Consider the following 15,994-nt stretch of genomic DNA (forward strand, 5'->3'; position numbering starts at 1 on the left):
TGGGCAGCCACGATGGCCGACCAGCTCTTCCCGGAATTTCCATGGAACCGGCTCGCCCCCCTGTGGGCAACCGCGCGCGAGCACGCCGCTGGCCCGATCGATCTGTCGATTGGAGCCCCGGTGGACCCGACGCCCCGCCCGGTGCGCGAGGCGTTGATCCGCGCGGTCGACGCCCCCGGCTACCCGTCCACCGAGGGATCGTCGGCGTTGCGCGACGCGGTGGTGGACTACCTCGCGCGCCGAGGGCACGTCCGGTGTCTCGACGCCGACATGGTGCTGCCCACGATCGGCTCGAAGGAAGCCATCGCGCAGCTGCCGGCGTTCCTCGGTTTCGGCTCCGATGATGTCATCGCGATCCCGGACCTGGGCTACCCGACCTACGAGATCGGTGCGCTGTCGGTCGGGGCGACACTTACTCGCTACGTCGATCCCCTGCGGGTGAACACCGAAGGCCTGGCGGCGCTGTGGGTGAACTCGCCGGGTAACCCAGAAGGGCGGATTCTCGACGCCGCAGAGCTGGAGCTGCTGGTATCCCGAGCCCGCGCCACCGGCACACTGCTGATCAGCGACGAATGCTATCTCGAATTCGGTTGGGACCGCCCAACTATCTCGATCATGCACCCCGACGTCTGTGGCAACGACCCCACCGGCCTGCTGATCATCAACTCGCTGTCGAAGCGATCGAACCTCGCCGGCTATCGCGCCGCGTTCCTGGCGGGCGACCCCACGCTGGTATCGCGCCTGCTGGAGTACCGCAAGCACATGGGCCAGATGGTGCCGTTGCCGGTTCAGGCCGCCATGACAGCCGCGTTGAACGACGATGATCACGTGACGACGCAACGGGAACGCTACCTTCGGCGTCGGCACATACTGAAATCCGCGGTCGAGGAGGCGGGTTTCATCGTGGATCATTCCGAAGGGGGGCTGTACCTCTGGGTCCGCCGCGACGGCGAGGACTGCTGGCAGCTGGCGTCCTGGTTCGCCCGGCGCGGCGTCATCTGCGTCCCGGGAGAGATCTATGGAGTCTCCGGCCGCAACCACGTACGCCTCACGATCACCACCACGGACCAGAATGTCTCCACCGCTGCGGATCGGATCAGCTCGCCTCTGCGGACGGTGCATGACGATGCTGTTGGGGGCGTGGCATCGCCCGCAAGGAACGCGAAGTACGCGCACTCAACCGACGGAGACGTGCGCGATGGCGCCAACTGAGCGTGCCGCGCCGCCACTGACCAGCATTGTGGTGACCCCTGTCACGACGCCGATGCTGTCGGGGAAGTACAGCCTGACCATGCTGAGCAGCAGCACGTTTGCCACGGCGATCGCCCGCCGGCAACGGTAGTCGCGCCGAACCCTGCGGCGATGGCGAGCAGGACCAGGCAGCCCAGCAATACGCGGCGGAGACCGAACCGCCGGGCCAAAGGTGCCGCGGCCGGGGCCAGTAAGCCGAGGCAGAGTAGCGGGGCGCTGGTCAGCATGCCCGCGGCTGTGGTGGACAACCCGGTGTCGCCCTGGATCTCCTTGGACGCAAGCGAAGGCTGGAGATCGAGTCCGGGTACTGGCGGCTGCTGGCCGCCGGAGTGGGCACGGTCGAGGCGTGCTGATTTCGATCGATCCGGACGCGACCGCTGATCCGGCTGCCTGGTAGAAGGCCGCGCTCCGGCCGGATTGTGCTCTCGATCAGTCCATCGCGCTGTTCTTGGTTGACTACGGCTGGCGTGCTTGAACAAGCTATCCCTCAGGCAACACATGCGGTACCGGGAGCGTGACGAAATTGCAGACCGCGACGACGCGATTGCGGCGCTACGCGAGCTGGCGGTGCTGATCGACGAGCGTGACGAGCAACTCCCTGATTTTACGGCAACCTGTCGCTGATGCTGCGCACTCGCTATCGCGTAACTGGAGTGCCTGCCGACCTCGACAACGCGATCGGGTTCTGTCGCTACGCCACCACCCTGCGATCTGCGGACCCGGCCGTACTCATGTCGGGCCTGGCGATCTCGCTGCGACACCGTTTCGCGTGTCACCGGCCAGGCGAGGAGAACATCCTGTTCAAGATCGACGCCGCGTCGGCCGGGAGCTCGGGCGCGATGGTCCAGGACGTGGTGTACCCGCCGGCAGGCGGGGTGGAGGTGCCGCTGGACCTGGCGAAGGAGTTCGAGTCGAAGGGGCGACGTACCAGCAGTCCCTCCAGCGGAGCTTCAAGGCCTTCTACACCAGGCACTACCGGGCCGGGCTGATCCAGATCCTGGAGGCCCTGGAGGTCCGGTCAAACAACACCGTCCGTCGGCCGGTGATGGAGGCGCTGGAGCTGATCAAGAGGTACAAGGCCGACGAGCACCTTGTACTACGCCCGCGGAGAGCACGTCCCGGGTCGACGCGGTCATTCCTCTCGACCTGGCCGACCCTCTATCCGCGCGGCAGGCCGTAGTCGCGTGCTCAGCACCGCCAAGATGAGGAACCCGGCAGCCAGCAGGAGCCAGCCGGATGTGCCGGCGGCGACGGCTATGGTGGCGATCGGCGGCCCGACGACCGTCGCTACACCGAAGCCGAGGCTGAACGTCGCGAGGTGCGTCACATTGCCATCGCGCGGCAGCCGGGTGAGCACCACCGCCATGGTGCCCGAGGTAGTTACGATCTCGGAGATCGTGAACAGCAGCGCCACCGCGAGCAGCACGGCGACCGCCCCGGTCGCCGTGACGGGCCAAGCCAGCGCCGGGATGAGGGCAGTCGCGACTGCCGCCAGCAGCGCGCCGACGACGACAAGACCCCGTGCCCGCGCGTATCGTTCGCTGCCGCGGCTCACCGCGATCTGTAGCAGTACCACCAAGATGGTGTTCACGACCTGAATGAGGCCGACGCTCCACGGCGGTGCGTGCGTGCGCTGCACGATCCACAGCGGCAGCCCAACCTGCAGCAGCAGCGACGGGATTGACAGGAACGCGTAGATCACCGTGATGGAGGCGAACTTCGGGTCGCGCAGCGCGGCGAGCTGCGGGACCGGCTGGCCCCTTTGCTTCCCGCCCGGCAGCCCCCACGACAGGATCCCGCAGATAGTCACGGACGCCGCGGCGAGCACGAGCACCCACCGGAACGCCGAGACGTCGAGGCTCAACACGACCGAAGCCGGAATGGCGCCGGCACCAATTCCCGCGTTGCGCCACGCCTGAAGGCGGGCAAGTGCCTGCACTTCAGTAGAGTCTGGCTCCTCACCGCGGTGGCCGGAGCCGAGCCCGACCGACTGGATCACTGGGTTCACGCCCCGGTTCAGCAGCCCCGACAGCCCGGCAGCGACCATTGCGCCGACGAAGTCGCCGACCGCTGCCAGCCCGAGGAAGGACAGAGCGCGCAGCACGAACAGGACGCGCAGCGCATCCCGGTTGCCGACTCGAGTGGCGAAGCGGCCGATCGGCAGCGCACCGATGATCGACGTGGCGCCGGCGACAGCCAGCACCGCGCCCGTACGCACGTCGCCGAGCGCGATCGCGCGGCCGAGGAACACCGGCACGAGCGTGAGATAGATGCCGAGGGCGAAGGCGTCGCCGAAGCAGATGAGGTAGATCCGCTTGGGGGGGCCCGCGAGGGCGGCCTCGGCTGGCGGGTTTCGGGTGTCTTCAGTCATCGCCCGTGCTTCCAGCGGGAGCCGGGAAGTCGGTGAGTATGAGGGAATGGGCGCGCAGCACGGTGTCGGACGCGACGGTGACCGGCCCCAGCACCGAAGTCCCGACCCCGATCCGCACGCGGTCGCCGATGCGAGGGTGGCGGCGGCCCTGGCTGCTCGTCGGGTCCCACCAGCCGCGTGAGCCGAGCGTGACGTGCTGGTAGATCGTCACGTCGTCCCCGACCACGGCGGTGTCGCCGATGACCACGGCGGCGCCGTGGTCGATGAATAAGCGGCGGCCGATCGTGGCGCCCGGTCGCACCTCCACGCCGGTGATGATCCGGGCAAGGGTGCTGAGCAGCACCGCGGACAACGGCTTTCCGCCGGTGTGCCAACGGTGCGCGACGCGGTGTACAGCGAGCGCCCACCACGGCAGGTGCAGCAACGCCTGCGCGCGGCCCGGGCAGGACGGGTCGTACGCGACGACGGCGTCGAGGTCCTCCAGCCATTGCTCGTGCAGCTTCGGCGGGCGGGGGCCACCGCATGCCGAAGCCGCGGTGGGGTGTGGACGGGGCGCGGCCGTGGTGGTCATCGCGAAGCTACCATCCCGGCCCTGGCCGGGAACCAGAGCAGCTCCCCGACCAGTGTCTCCATCCGCTCGGCGACCGCGGGGCTTAGTCCGCCGCCCGGGCCGCTGGTCAAGTCGGCGGTTGCCACACCGACCGATGTCGGGGAGGCCCACCCGCCGAGCGCGCGGACCACGGGCCGCAGCGCGTCGGCCGCGGCGACCGTGCCCGTGGCTGTAGTGCCGTGCGCGAGCAGACCGACTGGGCGGCCTGCGAACCCTTCGTCGTCGAGCTGGTCGAGCGCGTTCTTGAGCAGCCCGCTGAACGAGCCGTGGTGCACGGGAGTGGCGAGGACGATCGCCTCGGTGCTGCTGACCCGGCGGCGGATCGCCTCGGTCTGGCTCCCGGGCGCGGGGGGCTCGGTGTAGGCGGAGACATCGTGCAACTCGCGGTACTCGACGGCGAAGTCGACGTATTCGAAGTCGCGGCCGGCCGAGCGGATGCGATGGCCCAGCTCTTCGAGGGCGCGCCGCGTGCCGGAGGTGGCGGAGGCGCTACCCAGCAGTCCAAGGATCATGTTTTCGGCTCCTCGAAACGGATGGTGAGGTAGTTTTGGGCGAGATCGATGCGGTGGCGCACCCCGGCCGGGGATCCGCGGCGAAGACGTACCGGCTCATCCCGGTGCCGGGCCAGGACGTCCTCGGCAGGATGGCACCTTTCCTGGTGACCGCCGCACCTCGGTCGGCGCCGCGACAGCGCTCACGGGCACGGCAGAGACGATGAAATCGGTGATCGGCTCAGCGGTCGCCGCCTTCGGGGTAGAAGCGGCCGAACGACCCCGGCCACCCGGTCTCGGTAGGCGGAGTAGCCGATCTCAGAGGGCGTCCGGAAACTGATGTCATGGCGTCCAGTTTGGCGCCCAGGGCCGCGTTGACTGACGGGGACTTTCACACGGTCTGTTCTGGTGAAGGGGACTTTTGCAAGGTTGAGTCGAGGGAAAGGTCCCTTCGGTCGCTACCCCAGGTTTGCCGCGTGCCCTGATGGGAGCCTTCACGGCGTTTAACGCTGTCATGGTGGCCTTCAGGGGCACGCATGTAACGGTCGTGGCGGTATGAAACGGGCGAATGGGTAGATTTTCCGTCCTTTGTGGAGGGTAGACGGCTTCGAAGGCCAGGCGCCCGAGGCTTCGAGCGGCGGCTGCTGCGACAGTTCTCAGACGCCTTCTCAGGCGTGCGCGTCATCCCACTCCTCCACAGTTCCCCTGGCGGCCACGACGGCCACCACGTCACCGCCGCGGCGGGCCGCTAGTTCGGCTGCGACGAGCCAGGCCGCGGCGCCACTGCTGCACGCGGCGAGGTCGGTCTGCCGCCGCAGCTCGGTCATCGCGGCGAGCGATTGGGGGTAGGGAACTACGCGGAAGTCGATCTCGTGGTCATCCCCGATCAGCAGCGGCTGCCGAATGCCGTACCCGAGGCCGCCGGTACCGCCCATGCGCTTGGCGGGCGTCGGGGGCGCTTCGTCGCCGTAGGGCGCCTCGGCCGGGAACACGGCCACGGGCTTGACGTCCGGCCACGCCGGACGCAGCGCCCGGGTGACTCCGAGCAGCGTGCCTCCGGTCCCGCACGCCGCCACCACGGCGGTGGGCGCGGCGCCAGCGGCGGCCAAGCCGCGCGCGATCTCGGCACCCGTCCGCTCCTCGTGCATCGCTGCCGCGACGGGCGCGCAGTGCTGCAGCAGGAACGTGCGGTCCTCGGCCTCGGCGATCCGCGCGGCTGCCTCCATCGCGCCCAGGAACCCGGAGCCCGGCGCCGCGACCGTGACGTCCGCGCCCAGCGAACGCGCGCGTTCGTGACCGGAAACCGCGCTGCCGTGGGGGAAAACCAGATGCAGATCGAGACCGAGCTCAGCGCAGTACTCCGCGAGCGCCAGCCCCATCCCGCCGCCGGTGTACTCGACGAGACGCAGCCCGGCCGGGTCGCCCTCGCACGCGGCGACCGCGTTGCACAGCAGCGCGTATGCCGTGCGCGCCTTGACCGTGCCGGTGGTGTTGGTCCCCTCGACCTTCAGCCAGACCCGGCCGCGGCCGGCGGCCACCGGGACCAGTGGCGTCCCGCCGAGTCCGAGCTGCAACCGCCTCAGCTCCGGCAGCCGGGTCAGCGCGCGGGCCTCGATGCTCGAGAAGTGCGGCTGGGATAGCGACTTCTCAGCGTTGACGGCGATCGCTTCGGTGATCAGTTCGTAGCCGGCGAGCGGGGTGGTCATACTTGCCTCCCGGTCTGCTCGGTGGCTTCGACAAGGCGAAAACCCATGGCGTAGAGGTCCCTCGGGAAGCGGCCGTGGCGCCGTCGGGTGCGGGTCAGGTCGCCGAAGCGCGTGAACCCGCCGCCACGCGCGATGCGGTAGCCGCCGGTGCGGCGGGCGAGATCGTCGGCAACGTGCTCCGCGCCGGGGTAGGGCCGGTAGTCGTCGGCGACGTACTCCTCGACGTTGCCACCCAGGTCGAGCACACCGTGCGCGCTCGCCCCCGCGGGGAAACAGCCGACCGGAGTGGTGGTGATCGGGCCGTGCTCGATCACGTTGGCGTGCTCGGGTCCCGGTGGCGTGTCGCCCCACGGGTATTCGCGACGTGGCTCGTCGGCGCCGCCGCCGGCCACGAACTCCCACTCGACCTCGCTCGGCAGGCGGAACCGGCGGCCGGTGCGGGCGGAGAGCCACGCGGCGTAGGCCTCGGCCTCCGGTGGTTCGACCGTCCACACGGGATGGTTCGCCGCGTGGGCGGGAAAGGCGCCGAAGCGCCACGAATCCGGTGGCGTGCCTTCGGTTTCCAGCAGGAACAGGCGCCACTCCAGGTGTGTGACCGGGTAGCGCATGATCGCCACGGCGGGTACTTCGCGCTCGTGCGCGGGCAGCTCCTTGCTCAGCCACTCCCGCGTGACCCCGACGTGGGCGTAGCGCCGGGCCGCTTCGTCGACTTCCCCCTCGGTGGCGCCCATCCGGAACCGGCCGCCGGGCACGTGCACCAGTTGGGGGTCGTCGGGCCTGATCCGCGGATCGCCGGTCAGCGCCAGCAGCTGCCCGGCCGCGAGCCGGGCGGCTAGCGGCAGCCGCCGGTCCTCGACCCGCAGCGCCAGTTGGGCCGGGTCTGGCACCAGGTCGCGGACGGCGGCGGCCAGCCCGGCGGGCAGCCGGTCGACGAACGCCGCGGGCAGGCCCATGGCGGGACGGTCGTCGAGTTCGTTGGGGTTGCTCAGGGAGTTGGGGTTGCTCAGGGAAAGGCCCGTCGGGGACGGCATGCGAGTTCTCCTTTCACGTCACGCGGGCAGGCGTCCGGCGCCGAGCCGCAGGTGGTGGTTGGGCCGCCGGGCGAGCTCACCCAGTTCGGGCAGCTCCACGACTTCGACGCCGGCGGCCCGTAGCCGCGCGACACCGTCGCCGCGGGTGAACGTCGGCGGCTCCCGCCACGCGGTCACCACACGGGCGATCCCGGCGTCGAGGATGTGCTGCGCGCAGGAGATCGGGCTCGACGCGCGGTTGCCGCACGGTTCGAGCGAGGTGTAGATCGTGGCGCCGGCCACGCGCGGGTCGTGGCGCACGGAGCGCAGCGCGGCCTCTTCGGCGTGGTCGGCCGGCAGATCGCAGCGGGAGTACCCCGTGGCGATCACCTCGCCCCCGCGTGAGACGACCACGGCACCGACTGAAAACGCCGACGCCGACGGATGGCACCGCTCGGCGAGCGCGCACGCCTCGGCCAGCCACCGCCGGTCCACGGCACCCGCCCGGTAGCGCAACAGCACGTGATCACCCATCGGCCGTGCCTCGACGAGGGTCATGGGGGCGTCCGGACCCTGCGGGAACTGGCCGGACCGCAGGAACGGCTGGGCTTCGTGGTCTCCCACGAGGAACGGCGCCACCACCAGCTGGACCTCGTCGACCAGCCCGGCCGCGAAGAACGAGGTGAGCGTGGTGCTGCCGCCCTCCACCATCAGCCGCACTACCCCGCGGCGCGCGAGGTCACCGAGCACGGCGCGCGGCGTCAGTTCTTCTCCGGGGCTCGTCACTTCGACCGAGGGGCCGAACGCGCCGCGGACCGCACCTGTAGCCCCCGGAGGCATGAGCACGAGCGTGGCCGCGAGCTCGGTGCCGGTGCGGAACACATTCGCCTGTGGGTCGAGCGCTCCGCCGCCGGTCAGCACGACCCGCAGCGGTGACGGCGGGCGGCCCGCCGCGACGCGCGTTCGCCGTCGGACAGCGCTGCGCACGAGCAGCCGTGGATCGTCAGCCCGGACGGTTCCGGCACCGACGAGGATGGCGTCGGCACCGGCCCGGACTTCGTCCACGCGATCCAGGTCGGCGGCGTCGGACAGCAGCAGCCGCTGCGGGGAGGCGTCGTCGAGCCGCCCGTCGAGCGACATCGCGGCGGACACCACGACGTGCGGGCGCACCGTGAGCCCGGCGGTGGTCATGCCGTGGCCGAGCGAGGGGGCGCCATCCCCAGCTCGGTGCTGTGCAGTTCGTGCCCGTACTCGCGTTTGGCCTTGAGGTATTGCGCGTTGGCCGCCGTCAGGTGCACCGAGGTGGTCCGCTCGGCGACGACCTCGATGCCGAGCGAGCGCAGCTGGGCGACCTTGTCCGGGTTGTTCGTCAGCAGTTCGACGCGGTCCGCTCCGAGTGCCTGCAGCATTTGCGCGGCCACGTCGTAACGGCGCTCGTCGGCACCGCGGCCGATCAGCTCGTTCGCGCGGAACGTGTCGATCTGCCGATCCTGCAGGTGGTAGGTGTCGATCTTGTTGTAGAGGCCGATGCCGCGACCCTCCTGGCGCAGGTAGAGCAGGATCCCGCCCTCGGCGGCGAGCTGCTTCATCGCCTCGTCGAGCTGCGGTCCGCAATCGCAGCGCGTCGAGCCGAGCACGTCGCCGGTCACGCACTCACTGTGCACCCGCACCAAGGGCACGGCGGGCAGCGGCCCGATGACGCACGCGAAGTGCTCGCCCTCGTCCGCGAGCCCGCGGAAAGTCGCCAGTTGCGCGGTGCGGCCTTCGGCCCGGTTCATCGCGATCGGCACGCGTTGCCGGATGGTGGCTGTCATGTTCGGTCCTTCCGGGGCTGGGCAGCTCGGTCCTGCGGATCGTGCGGGCCCCGGGCCTGCCGGGGACGGGTGGGCAGGAGGCTCAGCGCACTACGCCGGCCAGCCCCTTGAGCGGTTGTGTCTTCGCCGAGGCGTCGAGCACGGGCAGCGTGTGCACGGTGCCGTCGTAGGAACCGGCCAAGAACTCCCCGCGGCGCTCGCTGTAGGCGAGCGAGGAGATGCCGGTCATGCTCAGCCGCACCTGGACCGGCCACGAGTCGGTGGCGCGGTCGTAGACGGCGGCGAAGCCGTTGTAGCTCGCGGTGGCTACGAACCGCCCGTCGGGCGAGGCGGCGACGCACTTGACCGAGTGGTCGTGCGGGGTCGGCGTGGTGAGGGTGCACTGGCCGACGTCCCAGATGCGCAGCTGCAGATCCCGGCTCACGCTGGCGAAGCGCTGCTCGTCGCCCAGGCCCGTGCACCCGTTGGCAATCTTGCTGTGCCCGTCCGAAACGCGCGCGACGACCTCGAGCGTGCCGGTGGACACCCAGGTGGCGCCCGCGTCGGCGGCCACGGAGAACAGCGTGCCGCCGGACACCGCGACGGCCTTCACCGCGTTGTCGTGCAAGCGCAGCTCGGCGGCGAGCCGGATGCCGTCGCCGTCGGTGGTGAAAACCAGGCCCTCGCCGGTGTAGGTGCCGATCAGCGCGTGCTCCCGGCCGTCGTGCTCGAAGCGGACACCGCAGTTGAGCGGGGAGCGGTGCTGGTGCAGGACGCGACCGGTGCGGGCGTCGAAGACGCGGCCCAGCTGCCCGCCGGTCAGCACCAAGTCGCCCAGCGGCGTCAGGAAGTTCGCCAGGCTGCCGACCTCGCCCACGACCTCGCCGCGCTCGGCGTCGATCACCCGGCCGGCGTCGCCGACCGACAGCACGTGGCCGTCGATCTCGGCCACGGCGTTGACCCCGGGCGTCGCTTCGACCTGCTCGTCGTGCCAGCGTCCTTCGGTGACGTCGTAGGTGCGGTAGCTCGCGCCGAAGGTCGCGAACACCAGCGTCTGCGAATCGAGGAACGCGCACGAGCGGGGCCACACGTCGTCCGGCAGCGTGGCGGTGGCCACCGGCTTGGGCCGGTCGCCAGCGACGTTCCACAATCGCATCGTGCGGTCGTAGCTCAGGCTCACCAGCAGCGGTTCGGCGCTGTCGAGCACCAGGCGTTTGATCCCGGCTTCATGCGCACTCACGGTTTCGCGGCGATCGCCGGCGATCGCGGTGAGCAGGCCGTCGTCGTCCCCGGCGAAGATCCGCCCGTCCGGGGCGACGGCGATGGTGTCGGTCTCGACCCCGGCCATGTCGAGCTCCTCCAGCTGCTCACCGGTCTCCAGCGACCACCGGCGAATCGTGCCGTCGTCGCTGGAGGAGACCAGTTCGTCGCCTTCGGTGTTCCACTGCACGGAGATGACGTCTGCTTCGTGGCCGGTCATCGTGACCACGAGCGCGCCGTCGAAGCCGAACACCCGCACGCGGTGATCACGGCTCGCGGTGGCGACGAGCGGACGGGTCGGGTGGAACACGGCCATCTCGACGTCGTCCTCGTGCCCGGTCAGCACGGCGGCCAGCTTGAGGTCGGGGATCGTCCACAGACGTACCGTGTGGTCACTGGAAGCCGACAGCGCGAGACGTCCGTCCGGGGAGAACGAACAGCTGTTGGCGAGGTGGTCGTGCCAGGCGCGCGAGACAGCACGGCGTTCACGGTGTTCCCATAGAATCACGCGGTTGTCGTACCCCGCAGACAGGACGTAATTGTTCCGGTTCGTCGCGACGCCGCTGATCGGACCGTTATGTCCAGATATAGTCACTAATACCTCCCTGGATCACGAGTTTCCCATAGCTTTTTGATGGCGGTGATGTGGCCGAGTGAATTCGTGCGCTGAGGCGCTTCGAATTCACGGACAGTTTTTTCTGTGGCTAATTCACACTGCGAGCTATTTGTTCAAGTACTCGTTGTGGACCTCGAAGAAGGCGTCCGGAAACTGATGTCATGGCGTCCAGTTTGGCGCCTAGGGCCGCGTTGACTGAAGGGGACTTTTGCGAGGTTGAGTCGAGAGAAGTCCCCTTCAGTCGCCACCCCCAGGCTTGCCATGTGCCCCGATGGGAGCCTTCACGGCGTTTAACGCTGTCATGGTGGCCTTCAGGGCACGCACGAAACGGTCATGGCGGCATGAAAGGTGGACTTTTCGTCCTTGTGGAGGGTAGGCGGCTTCGAAGGCCAGGCGCCCGAGGCTTCGAGCGGCGGCGGCTGCGACAGTTCTCAGACGCGTTCTAAGGGGGTCTAGTAGCCGAGTCCTGATTGGATACGTTGTCGATTATAGACTCCTTCGATTTAGTGCACAATAGATTTCCGGGCTTCCATGCTTGTGGTGAATGTCACGCGGTGGATCCATTTGTTTTTCGACGCGCCAAAGGAGAATTTGGCCATTGCATTGTCCCAGCAGATTCCGATGTGGCCGACGGATTTTCGCATGAGGGAGGTTTTGTAGTGATCGGCCATGGACCAGCCGGTCACCATTTTCGAGTAGCAGTCGATCACCGTGGTGCCGGGCTCGGCGGCGGTCAAGTCCCGGCTCACGAGGTCGGGAATGTGGTGGGGCCGGTCGGCTCGGGAGTGGTCGGCCGCCACGGCCGCGGTTGGCGGGCCACCAGGCCCGGCTCGAGCATCAGCTCCCGGACCAGCTCGTCGGACCCCTGTTCGCCAGAGCGGACGAGCACGGCGTGGCTGCGCCGGTACCCGTAGGTGCCGTAGGTGGCCTGGAAACATTTCGTTGGAGAGAATTTTCCCGCACTGCTCGCAGCGGCATCAGACTTCATTCCCGTCCTCATAGCTGATGGTGACGTTGTCTGCGACGAACCGCATGCGGTACGAGACTTCCTCGGTGGAGTTACCGAGCAGCACGTACTCGGCCACACCGCCACCGACCATACCTACGGGTCGGAAGCGGCCGTCGGGTGCGACCAAGAGCCGGCGCTCCACGATCCACTCGGCCGGAACGGCTTGGTCGTCCACCGCGGTGACCAGGCCGTTCCGGCCGTAGAGGATCGCATGCCCCGCGGCGCGGCCCCGGACCGGGTACGTGGTGGTAGGCGCCTCGCCCAGGGAGAGCCGGACCGCGGCTTCGTGCAGGCTCACGCCGCTGACGGCGGCGACCAATGCCTGCAGGTTGCTCCCACCCGGGCGGCAGGCCACCTCGCTGAAGACCAGGTGGTCGTCGTCCATGGCAAACGCCTCCAGGTGCAGGACGCTGTCCTTGGCGCCGAACGCCCCCGCCACCTGGGCCAGGAGTGTCTCGCACGCGGCGACCAGGCGGGGTTCGTCCACGGTGACGCTCAGCACCGGTAGGCCGCGGGTGAAGGAGAGCGTCGAGGTCAGATAACGGGACGGCACTACGGTGTGCGGCTTGCCTCCCCTGACGATGGCGTCGATGTGCACCATGGGGGCGTCGATGAACTGTTCGGCCTGGTGGTTCGTCAGGTCGAGTGCGGGGTCGTCGTCCAGTGCCCGCAGCTCGTCGGCGGCGGACACGATGTGGATGCCCGCCGAGCCGAATCCCGCGCGCGGCTTGATGACCACAGTTCCGTACGTGGCCAGTAGGTCATGTGCGTCGGCGGCGCGGTCGACCGGCAGCCAGTCGGCCACTGGCAGGCCGGCGCGGCGGGCACTGGCCTTCATGATCGATTTGTCGCGGTAGGGCAGGACCTCCTCCGGCGTCGGCCCGGGAATGCCGAGGCGCTCCCGGAGGGAGGCCATCGGCAGCAGGAGCCCTTCGCTGCACGCGAGAAGGTGGTCGAAGGGGCGTCGCCGGTGCAGGGCTTCGATGAGCGCGTCGAGCATGGTGTGGTCGTTGACGTCGAGACAGAGGACCTCTGCGCACTCGCCGTACCGGGCCTGCCCGCTGAATTCGTTCGGCGTCACCAGGGTGACCCGGTACCGCTCCGGGTCGAGTACTGGTTCTCCGGTCGGCAATCGGTAGAAGTCATAGCCGGCTCGGTCGACGAAAAGGATGTTCTCTCGTTCTGTACTCATTACCGACTCCGTTGGTCTGTCAGGCCCGGAACGCAGCGCACCGCTTTTCTCCAGTGGTGCGCTGCTGTCAGTCCCGTGTGCTGCGGGCGAGGACGAGCAGATAGGCCCAGCCGTGGATGTCCCGTTCGACCCGTCGTGTGGTGGTCACGGCGAATCCGTTCTCGGCGAGTAGGGCGCGTGATTCGTCGGGGGTGAATACGCGGGAAAAGCGGCCGTCCTCCAGAACAAGCAGCGAGCCTTCGGTTTCCTGCTCGGGCTGGGCGAAGAGGCTGACGGCGAACAGGCCACCTGGCCTCAGGCTGCGCCGCAGGGCCCCCAGGTAGTCCGGGTAGTCCTCGGGGAGCTGGTGGTGGAGCGACCCGTTGTCGAGGACCGCGTCGTATTCGGCGTCGGCGGACAGGTCGCGTGCGTCGCCGACGTCGAACCGCACCCTGTCGCCCCATCGCTCGCCGACCCGGTCCCACTCCTCTTGCCGCACCAGGTCCACCGCGGTGACGCGGAGTCCCGCGTCAAGGAGCACCTCGGTGTCCCGGAGGCGGCCCGCGCCGACATCGAGGACGTGGCTGTCCGGTGCGAGACGGCCGGTGAGCAGGCCGACGAGGTGGCGCATGGCAGGCTCACCGGTCCACAGGTCACCGCGGGTCCGGTACGCGGTGTCGAAGGATTCCTTCATGACGGCCAGGTAGTCCTCGCGGGGCATACCGGGGTGTGTCGATTCCATCAGCCTATTCGCTCCCAGATAACGGCCAGGTAGTCCTCGCGGGGCATACCGAGGTGTGTCGATTCCGTCCCAAGATCACTTAACGGAAGCGCCGTTGGGTCAGGACGTGTCCACGCATGACTTGATAGATGCTACGAGTTCAGCGACGTGATCGCGATGAGTACGATGAGCCAGAATGCATATCCTGACGGTTTCACGTCCGTTGATTCTGGTACTGGACAGACAGAAGCGGCCGTTGGCGTTGATGCGTTCAAGCAGTTGCCGCGTAGCCTGGTCGGCGTCTCCGGTATCGGAGCTGACGCGGAATACCACGGTGCTCAACTGGGGTCGCCACGGCAGTTCCAGTAACGGGAACTGACTCAATTCACCATAGACATACTCGGCTAGATCAAGTTTCTCGTCAAGTTCCGCCCGGAAGGCGGTGACGCCATGGAGGTGCAGCGGCAACCACACCCTCAGGCCGCGTACCTCGCGACTGAGTTCCGGGCCTATACTTGAATAGTCGGGCAACCCGTCGCTGGTCAGATAGTCTTGCTGATAACTACCTTTTTCGTTATGAGCCGCGTGGAGTTGGCCGGGATCACGAACCAGCAGAGCTCCGGTGCCGAACGCCAAAAAGAGCGACTTGTGGGGATCAAGAGTGACCGAATCGGCAAGATCCACGCCGGCAAGTCGATTCCGGCCGCGCTCCGTCAGGCGGAACAGGCCACCGTATGCACCGTCGACATGGAACCAAAGATCATGCTCAGCCGCGACAGCAGCGATGTCCGTCAAAGGGTCGATCGCACCAGTGTCGGTGGTGCCTGCGGTACCGACGATGAGGAAGGGCCTGAGACCGGCCTCCTTGTCACGTTTGATCATCGACCGAGCCTGATCGGGGTCCATTGTCAGATCACCGCCGCAGGGGACTTCGCGAATATTCCCCTTCCGGATGCCGGCTAGTCGTGCCGCCTTCACAACCGAGTGGTGGGTGTGACGGGTGACATATGCCGTACCCGCCCCGATATCGGGACCGAGGAGGGTTTCACGTGCGGTGAAGAGAGCTGAGAAGTTCGCCATGGAACCGCCAGTGGTGAGAAAGCCGCCACTGCCGGCCGGTAGACCGCTGACACTCTGAGCCAGCCACCTCACAACGCTCTCTTCCAGTGCGATCAGCCCTGGCGAGGTGAAAGCAACCCCTCCGTACCTGTTGGTGCTGCGAGCATAGAACTCACCCAGCGCTGATGAGAAAAGGCCCCCGCTAGGCACATAGGAGAAATTTCCCGGGCTCCCCTTCTCTTCCGCAGCGAGAGTGGCACGGCTGAGTCGGCCAAGCAGATCGGCCAGCTCACCGGCCTCCTGCGGCGGCGCTGTTAGAAATTCCTCAATGATTCCGCGGAGGTCCGCCCCGGTCGGCATATTTCGAACCGGCCGTTCGGCGACACCCCCGACAACTCCCACGACATGGTCGAGCACCAGCCGACCCATCGCATTCATATCACTTTCCGACGGCTCCAGCGGATACTGCTCCGGCATCCCCACCTCCCTCTTGGCTCATTCACCATTTCGTACGATGGCGCCGACTCGAGTAGATTCTCCGCCCAGCTCCATGGTGTTATTGGCCCCGGCGCGGTCTGGTTGAAGATAAATGCCGACGCCCCCTGCGGCTTTTATGTGTTTCTCAGCAGCTCGGCAGTCACCTTGCCATCCCTTCGCTCGTCTGCCATGGGCGACCAGCGAGCCGCACCGGTCGGGCTTTCGCGAACCATGCTCGCAGTGCGGCTGCGACACCGACACCCCACAAAGATCACGCGGCTGAGGTCGTTCCACTGCCGCGGCGACTAGGGGGGTTAGGGGGCAATGCCACGTAGCCTAAGTTGATCAAGTTGTTGACCTGGCAGTTCTCGAGTGGTGCGGCGTGGTGTGATCGTTTCGGGTCGTGTGGCCGGCACGGTCGCCGATCATGGGCGAGGGTGTGATGGTGC

The 15,994-nt window shown here is 68.0% G+C and carries 17 protein-coding genes; 3 read left to right on the plus strand and 14 right to left on the minus strand.

Translation table 11 applies throughout. From position 1 onward, the window contains the following. Positions 1-12 precede the first annotated feature (12 nt). Positions 13-1,212, plus strand: coding sequence for a succinyldiaminopimelate transaminase (gene dapC, locus QMK34_RS27770; RefSeq protein ID WP_326417427.1), 1,200 nt, complete (start codon positions 13-15; stop codon positions 1,210-1,212). A gap of 41 nt (positions 1,213-1,253) precedes the next feature. Here dapC and QMK34_RS47945 read toward each other — a convergent pair whose 3' ends face one another. Continuing rightward, positions 1,254-1,751, minus strand: a complete 498-nt coding sequence (locus QMK34_RS47945) for an MFS transporter (protein ID WP_442785233.1) — start codon at positions 1,749-1,751, stop codon at positions 1,254-1,256. Here QMK34_RS47945 and QMK34_RS27775 point away from each other — a divergent pair. Then, positions 1,723-1,875 carry a hypothetical protein gene (locus tag QMK34_RS27775; RefSeq protein WP_326417428.1) on the plus strand — a complete coding sequence of 51 codons (153 nt, stop codon included), beginning with the start codon at positions 1,723-1,725 and terminating at the stop codon, positions 1,873-1,875. The two genes, QMK34_RS47945 and QMK34_RS27775, sit on opposite strands and share 29 nt — an antisense overlap. Beyond that, a complete protein-coding gene (locus QMK34_RS27780) occupies positions 1,875-2,240 on the plus strand; it encodes a hypothetical protein (RefSeq protein WP_326417429.1) in 366 nt (121 codons plus the stop codon). Before QMK34_RS27775 ends, QMK34_RS27780 begins: the two co-directional genes overlap by 1 nt. A 143-nt stretch (positions 2,241-2,383) precedes the next feature. Here the strand turns inward: QMK34_RS27780 and QMK34_RS27785 are convergent, their stop codons facing one another. The 13 genes from QMK34_RS27785 to QMK34_RS27845 all read right to left on the minus strand — a co-directional run bounded on the left by QMK34_RS27785 (position 2,384) and on the right by QMK34_RS27845 (position 15,545). Next, positions 2,384-3,622, minus strand: a complete 1,239-nt coding sequence (locus QMK34_RS27785) for an MFS transporter (RefSeq protein WP_326417430.1) — start codon at positions 3,620-3,622, stop codon at positions 2,384-2,386. Beyond that, positions 3,615-4,193, minus strand: coding sequence for a serine O-acetyltransferase (locus QMK34_RS27790; protein WP_326417431.1), 579 nt, complete (start codon positions 4,191-4,193; stop codon positions 3,615-3,617). The genes QMK34_RS27785 and QMK34_RS27790 overlap by 8 nt, the downstream gene beginning before the upstream one ends. After that, positions 4,190-4,744, minus strand: coding sequence for an NADPH-dependent FMN reductase (locus QMK34_RS27795; RefSeq protein ID WP_326417432.1), 555 nt, complete (start codon positions 4,742-4,744; stop codon positions 4,190-4,192). The genes QMK34_RS27790 and QMK34_RS27795 overlap by 4 nt, the downstream gene beginning before the upstream one ends. 647 nt (positions 4,745-5,391) lie before the next feature. Continuing rightward, complete coding sequence (locus tag QMK34_RS27800; protein ID WP_326417433.1) at positions 5,392-6,429, minus strand: pyridoxal-phosphate dependent enzyme; 1,038 nt, start codon at positions 6,427-6,429, stop codon at positions 5,392-5,394. Then, positions 6,426-7,460, minus strand: coding sequence for a formylglycine-generating enzyme family protein (locus QMK34_RS27805; RefSeq protein ID WP_326417434.1), 1,035 nt, complete (start codon positions 7,458-7,460; stop codon positions 6,426-6,428). The genes QMK34_RS27800 and QMK34_RS27805 overlap by 4 nt, the downstream gene beginning before the upstream one ends. An 18-nt stretch (positions 7,461-7,478) precedes the next feature. Continuing rightward, positions 7,479-8,630, minus strand: a complete 1,152-nt coding sequence (locus QMK34_RS27810) for a dihydrofolate reductase family protein (RefSeq protein WP_326417435.1) — start codon at positions 8,628-8,630, stop codon at positions 7,479-7,481. Next, positions 8,627-9,253: a GTP cyclohydrolase II RibA gene (ribA, locus tag QMK34_RS27815; protein ID WP_326417437.1), complete on the minus strand. Its 627-nt coding sequence runs from the start codon at positions 9,251-9,253 to the stop codon at positions 8,627-8,629. Before ribA ends, QMK34_RS27810 begins: the two co-directional genes overlap by 4 nt. Before the next feature lie 82 nt (positions 9,254-9,335). After that, entirely contained in the window at positions 9,336-11,087 is a 1,752-nt protein-coding gene (locus QMK34_RS27820) for a WD40 repeat domain-containing protein (RefSeq protein ID WP_326417438.1), read from the minus strand. Between the two features lie 524 nt (positions 11,088-11,611). Beyond that, positions 11,612-11,857 (minus strand): hypothetical protein, encoded by a 246-nt coding sequence (locus QMK34_RS27825; protein ID WP_326417440.1) that lies wholly within the window; start codon positions 11,855-11,857, stop codon positions 11,612-11,614. Beyond that, the gene (locus tag QMK34_RS27830; protein ID WP_326417441.1) at positions 11,854-12,096 is read right to left on the minus strand and encodes a transposase; all 243 of its coding nucleotides are present in this window, start codon (positions 12,094-12,096) and stop codon (positions 11,854-11,856) included. The genes QMK34_RS27825 and QMK34_RS27830 overlap by 4 nt, the downstream gene beginning before the upstream one ends. Then, entirely contained in the window at positions 12,086-13,309 is a 1,224-nt protein-coding gene (locus tag QMK34_RS27835; protein WP_326417442.1) for an ATP-grasp domain-containing protein, read from the minus strand. Before QMK34_RS27835 ends, QMK34_RS27830 begins: the two co-directional genes overlap by 11 nt. 67 nt (positions 13,310-13,376) lie before the next feature. Beyond that, the gene (locus tag QMK34_RS27840; protein ID WP_326417443.1) at positions 13,377-14,030 is read right to left on the minus strand and encodes an SAM-dependent methyltransferase; all 654 of its coding nucleotides are present in this window, start codon (positions 14,028-14,030) and stop codon (positions 13,377-13,379) included. Positions 14,031-14,129: 99 nt separating this feature from the next. Further along, on the minus strand, positions 14,130-15,545 hold the full coding sequence (locus QMK34_RS27845) for a pyridoxal phosphate-dependent decarboxylase family protein (protein ID WP_326417444.1): 1,416 nt from the start codon (positions 15,543-15,545) through the stop codon (positions 14,130-14,132). Between the last annotated feature and the right edge of the window lie 449 nt (positions 15,546-15,994).

The sequence above is a fragment of the Amycolatopsis sp. H20-H5 genome, assembly GCF_035828755.1.
GTDB lineage: Bacteria > Actinomycetota > Actinomycetes > Mycobacteriales > Pseudonocardiaceae > Amycolatopsis.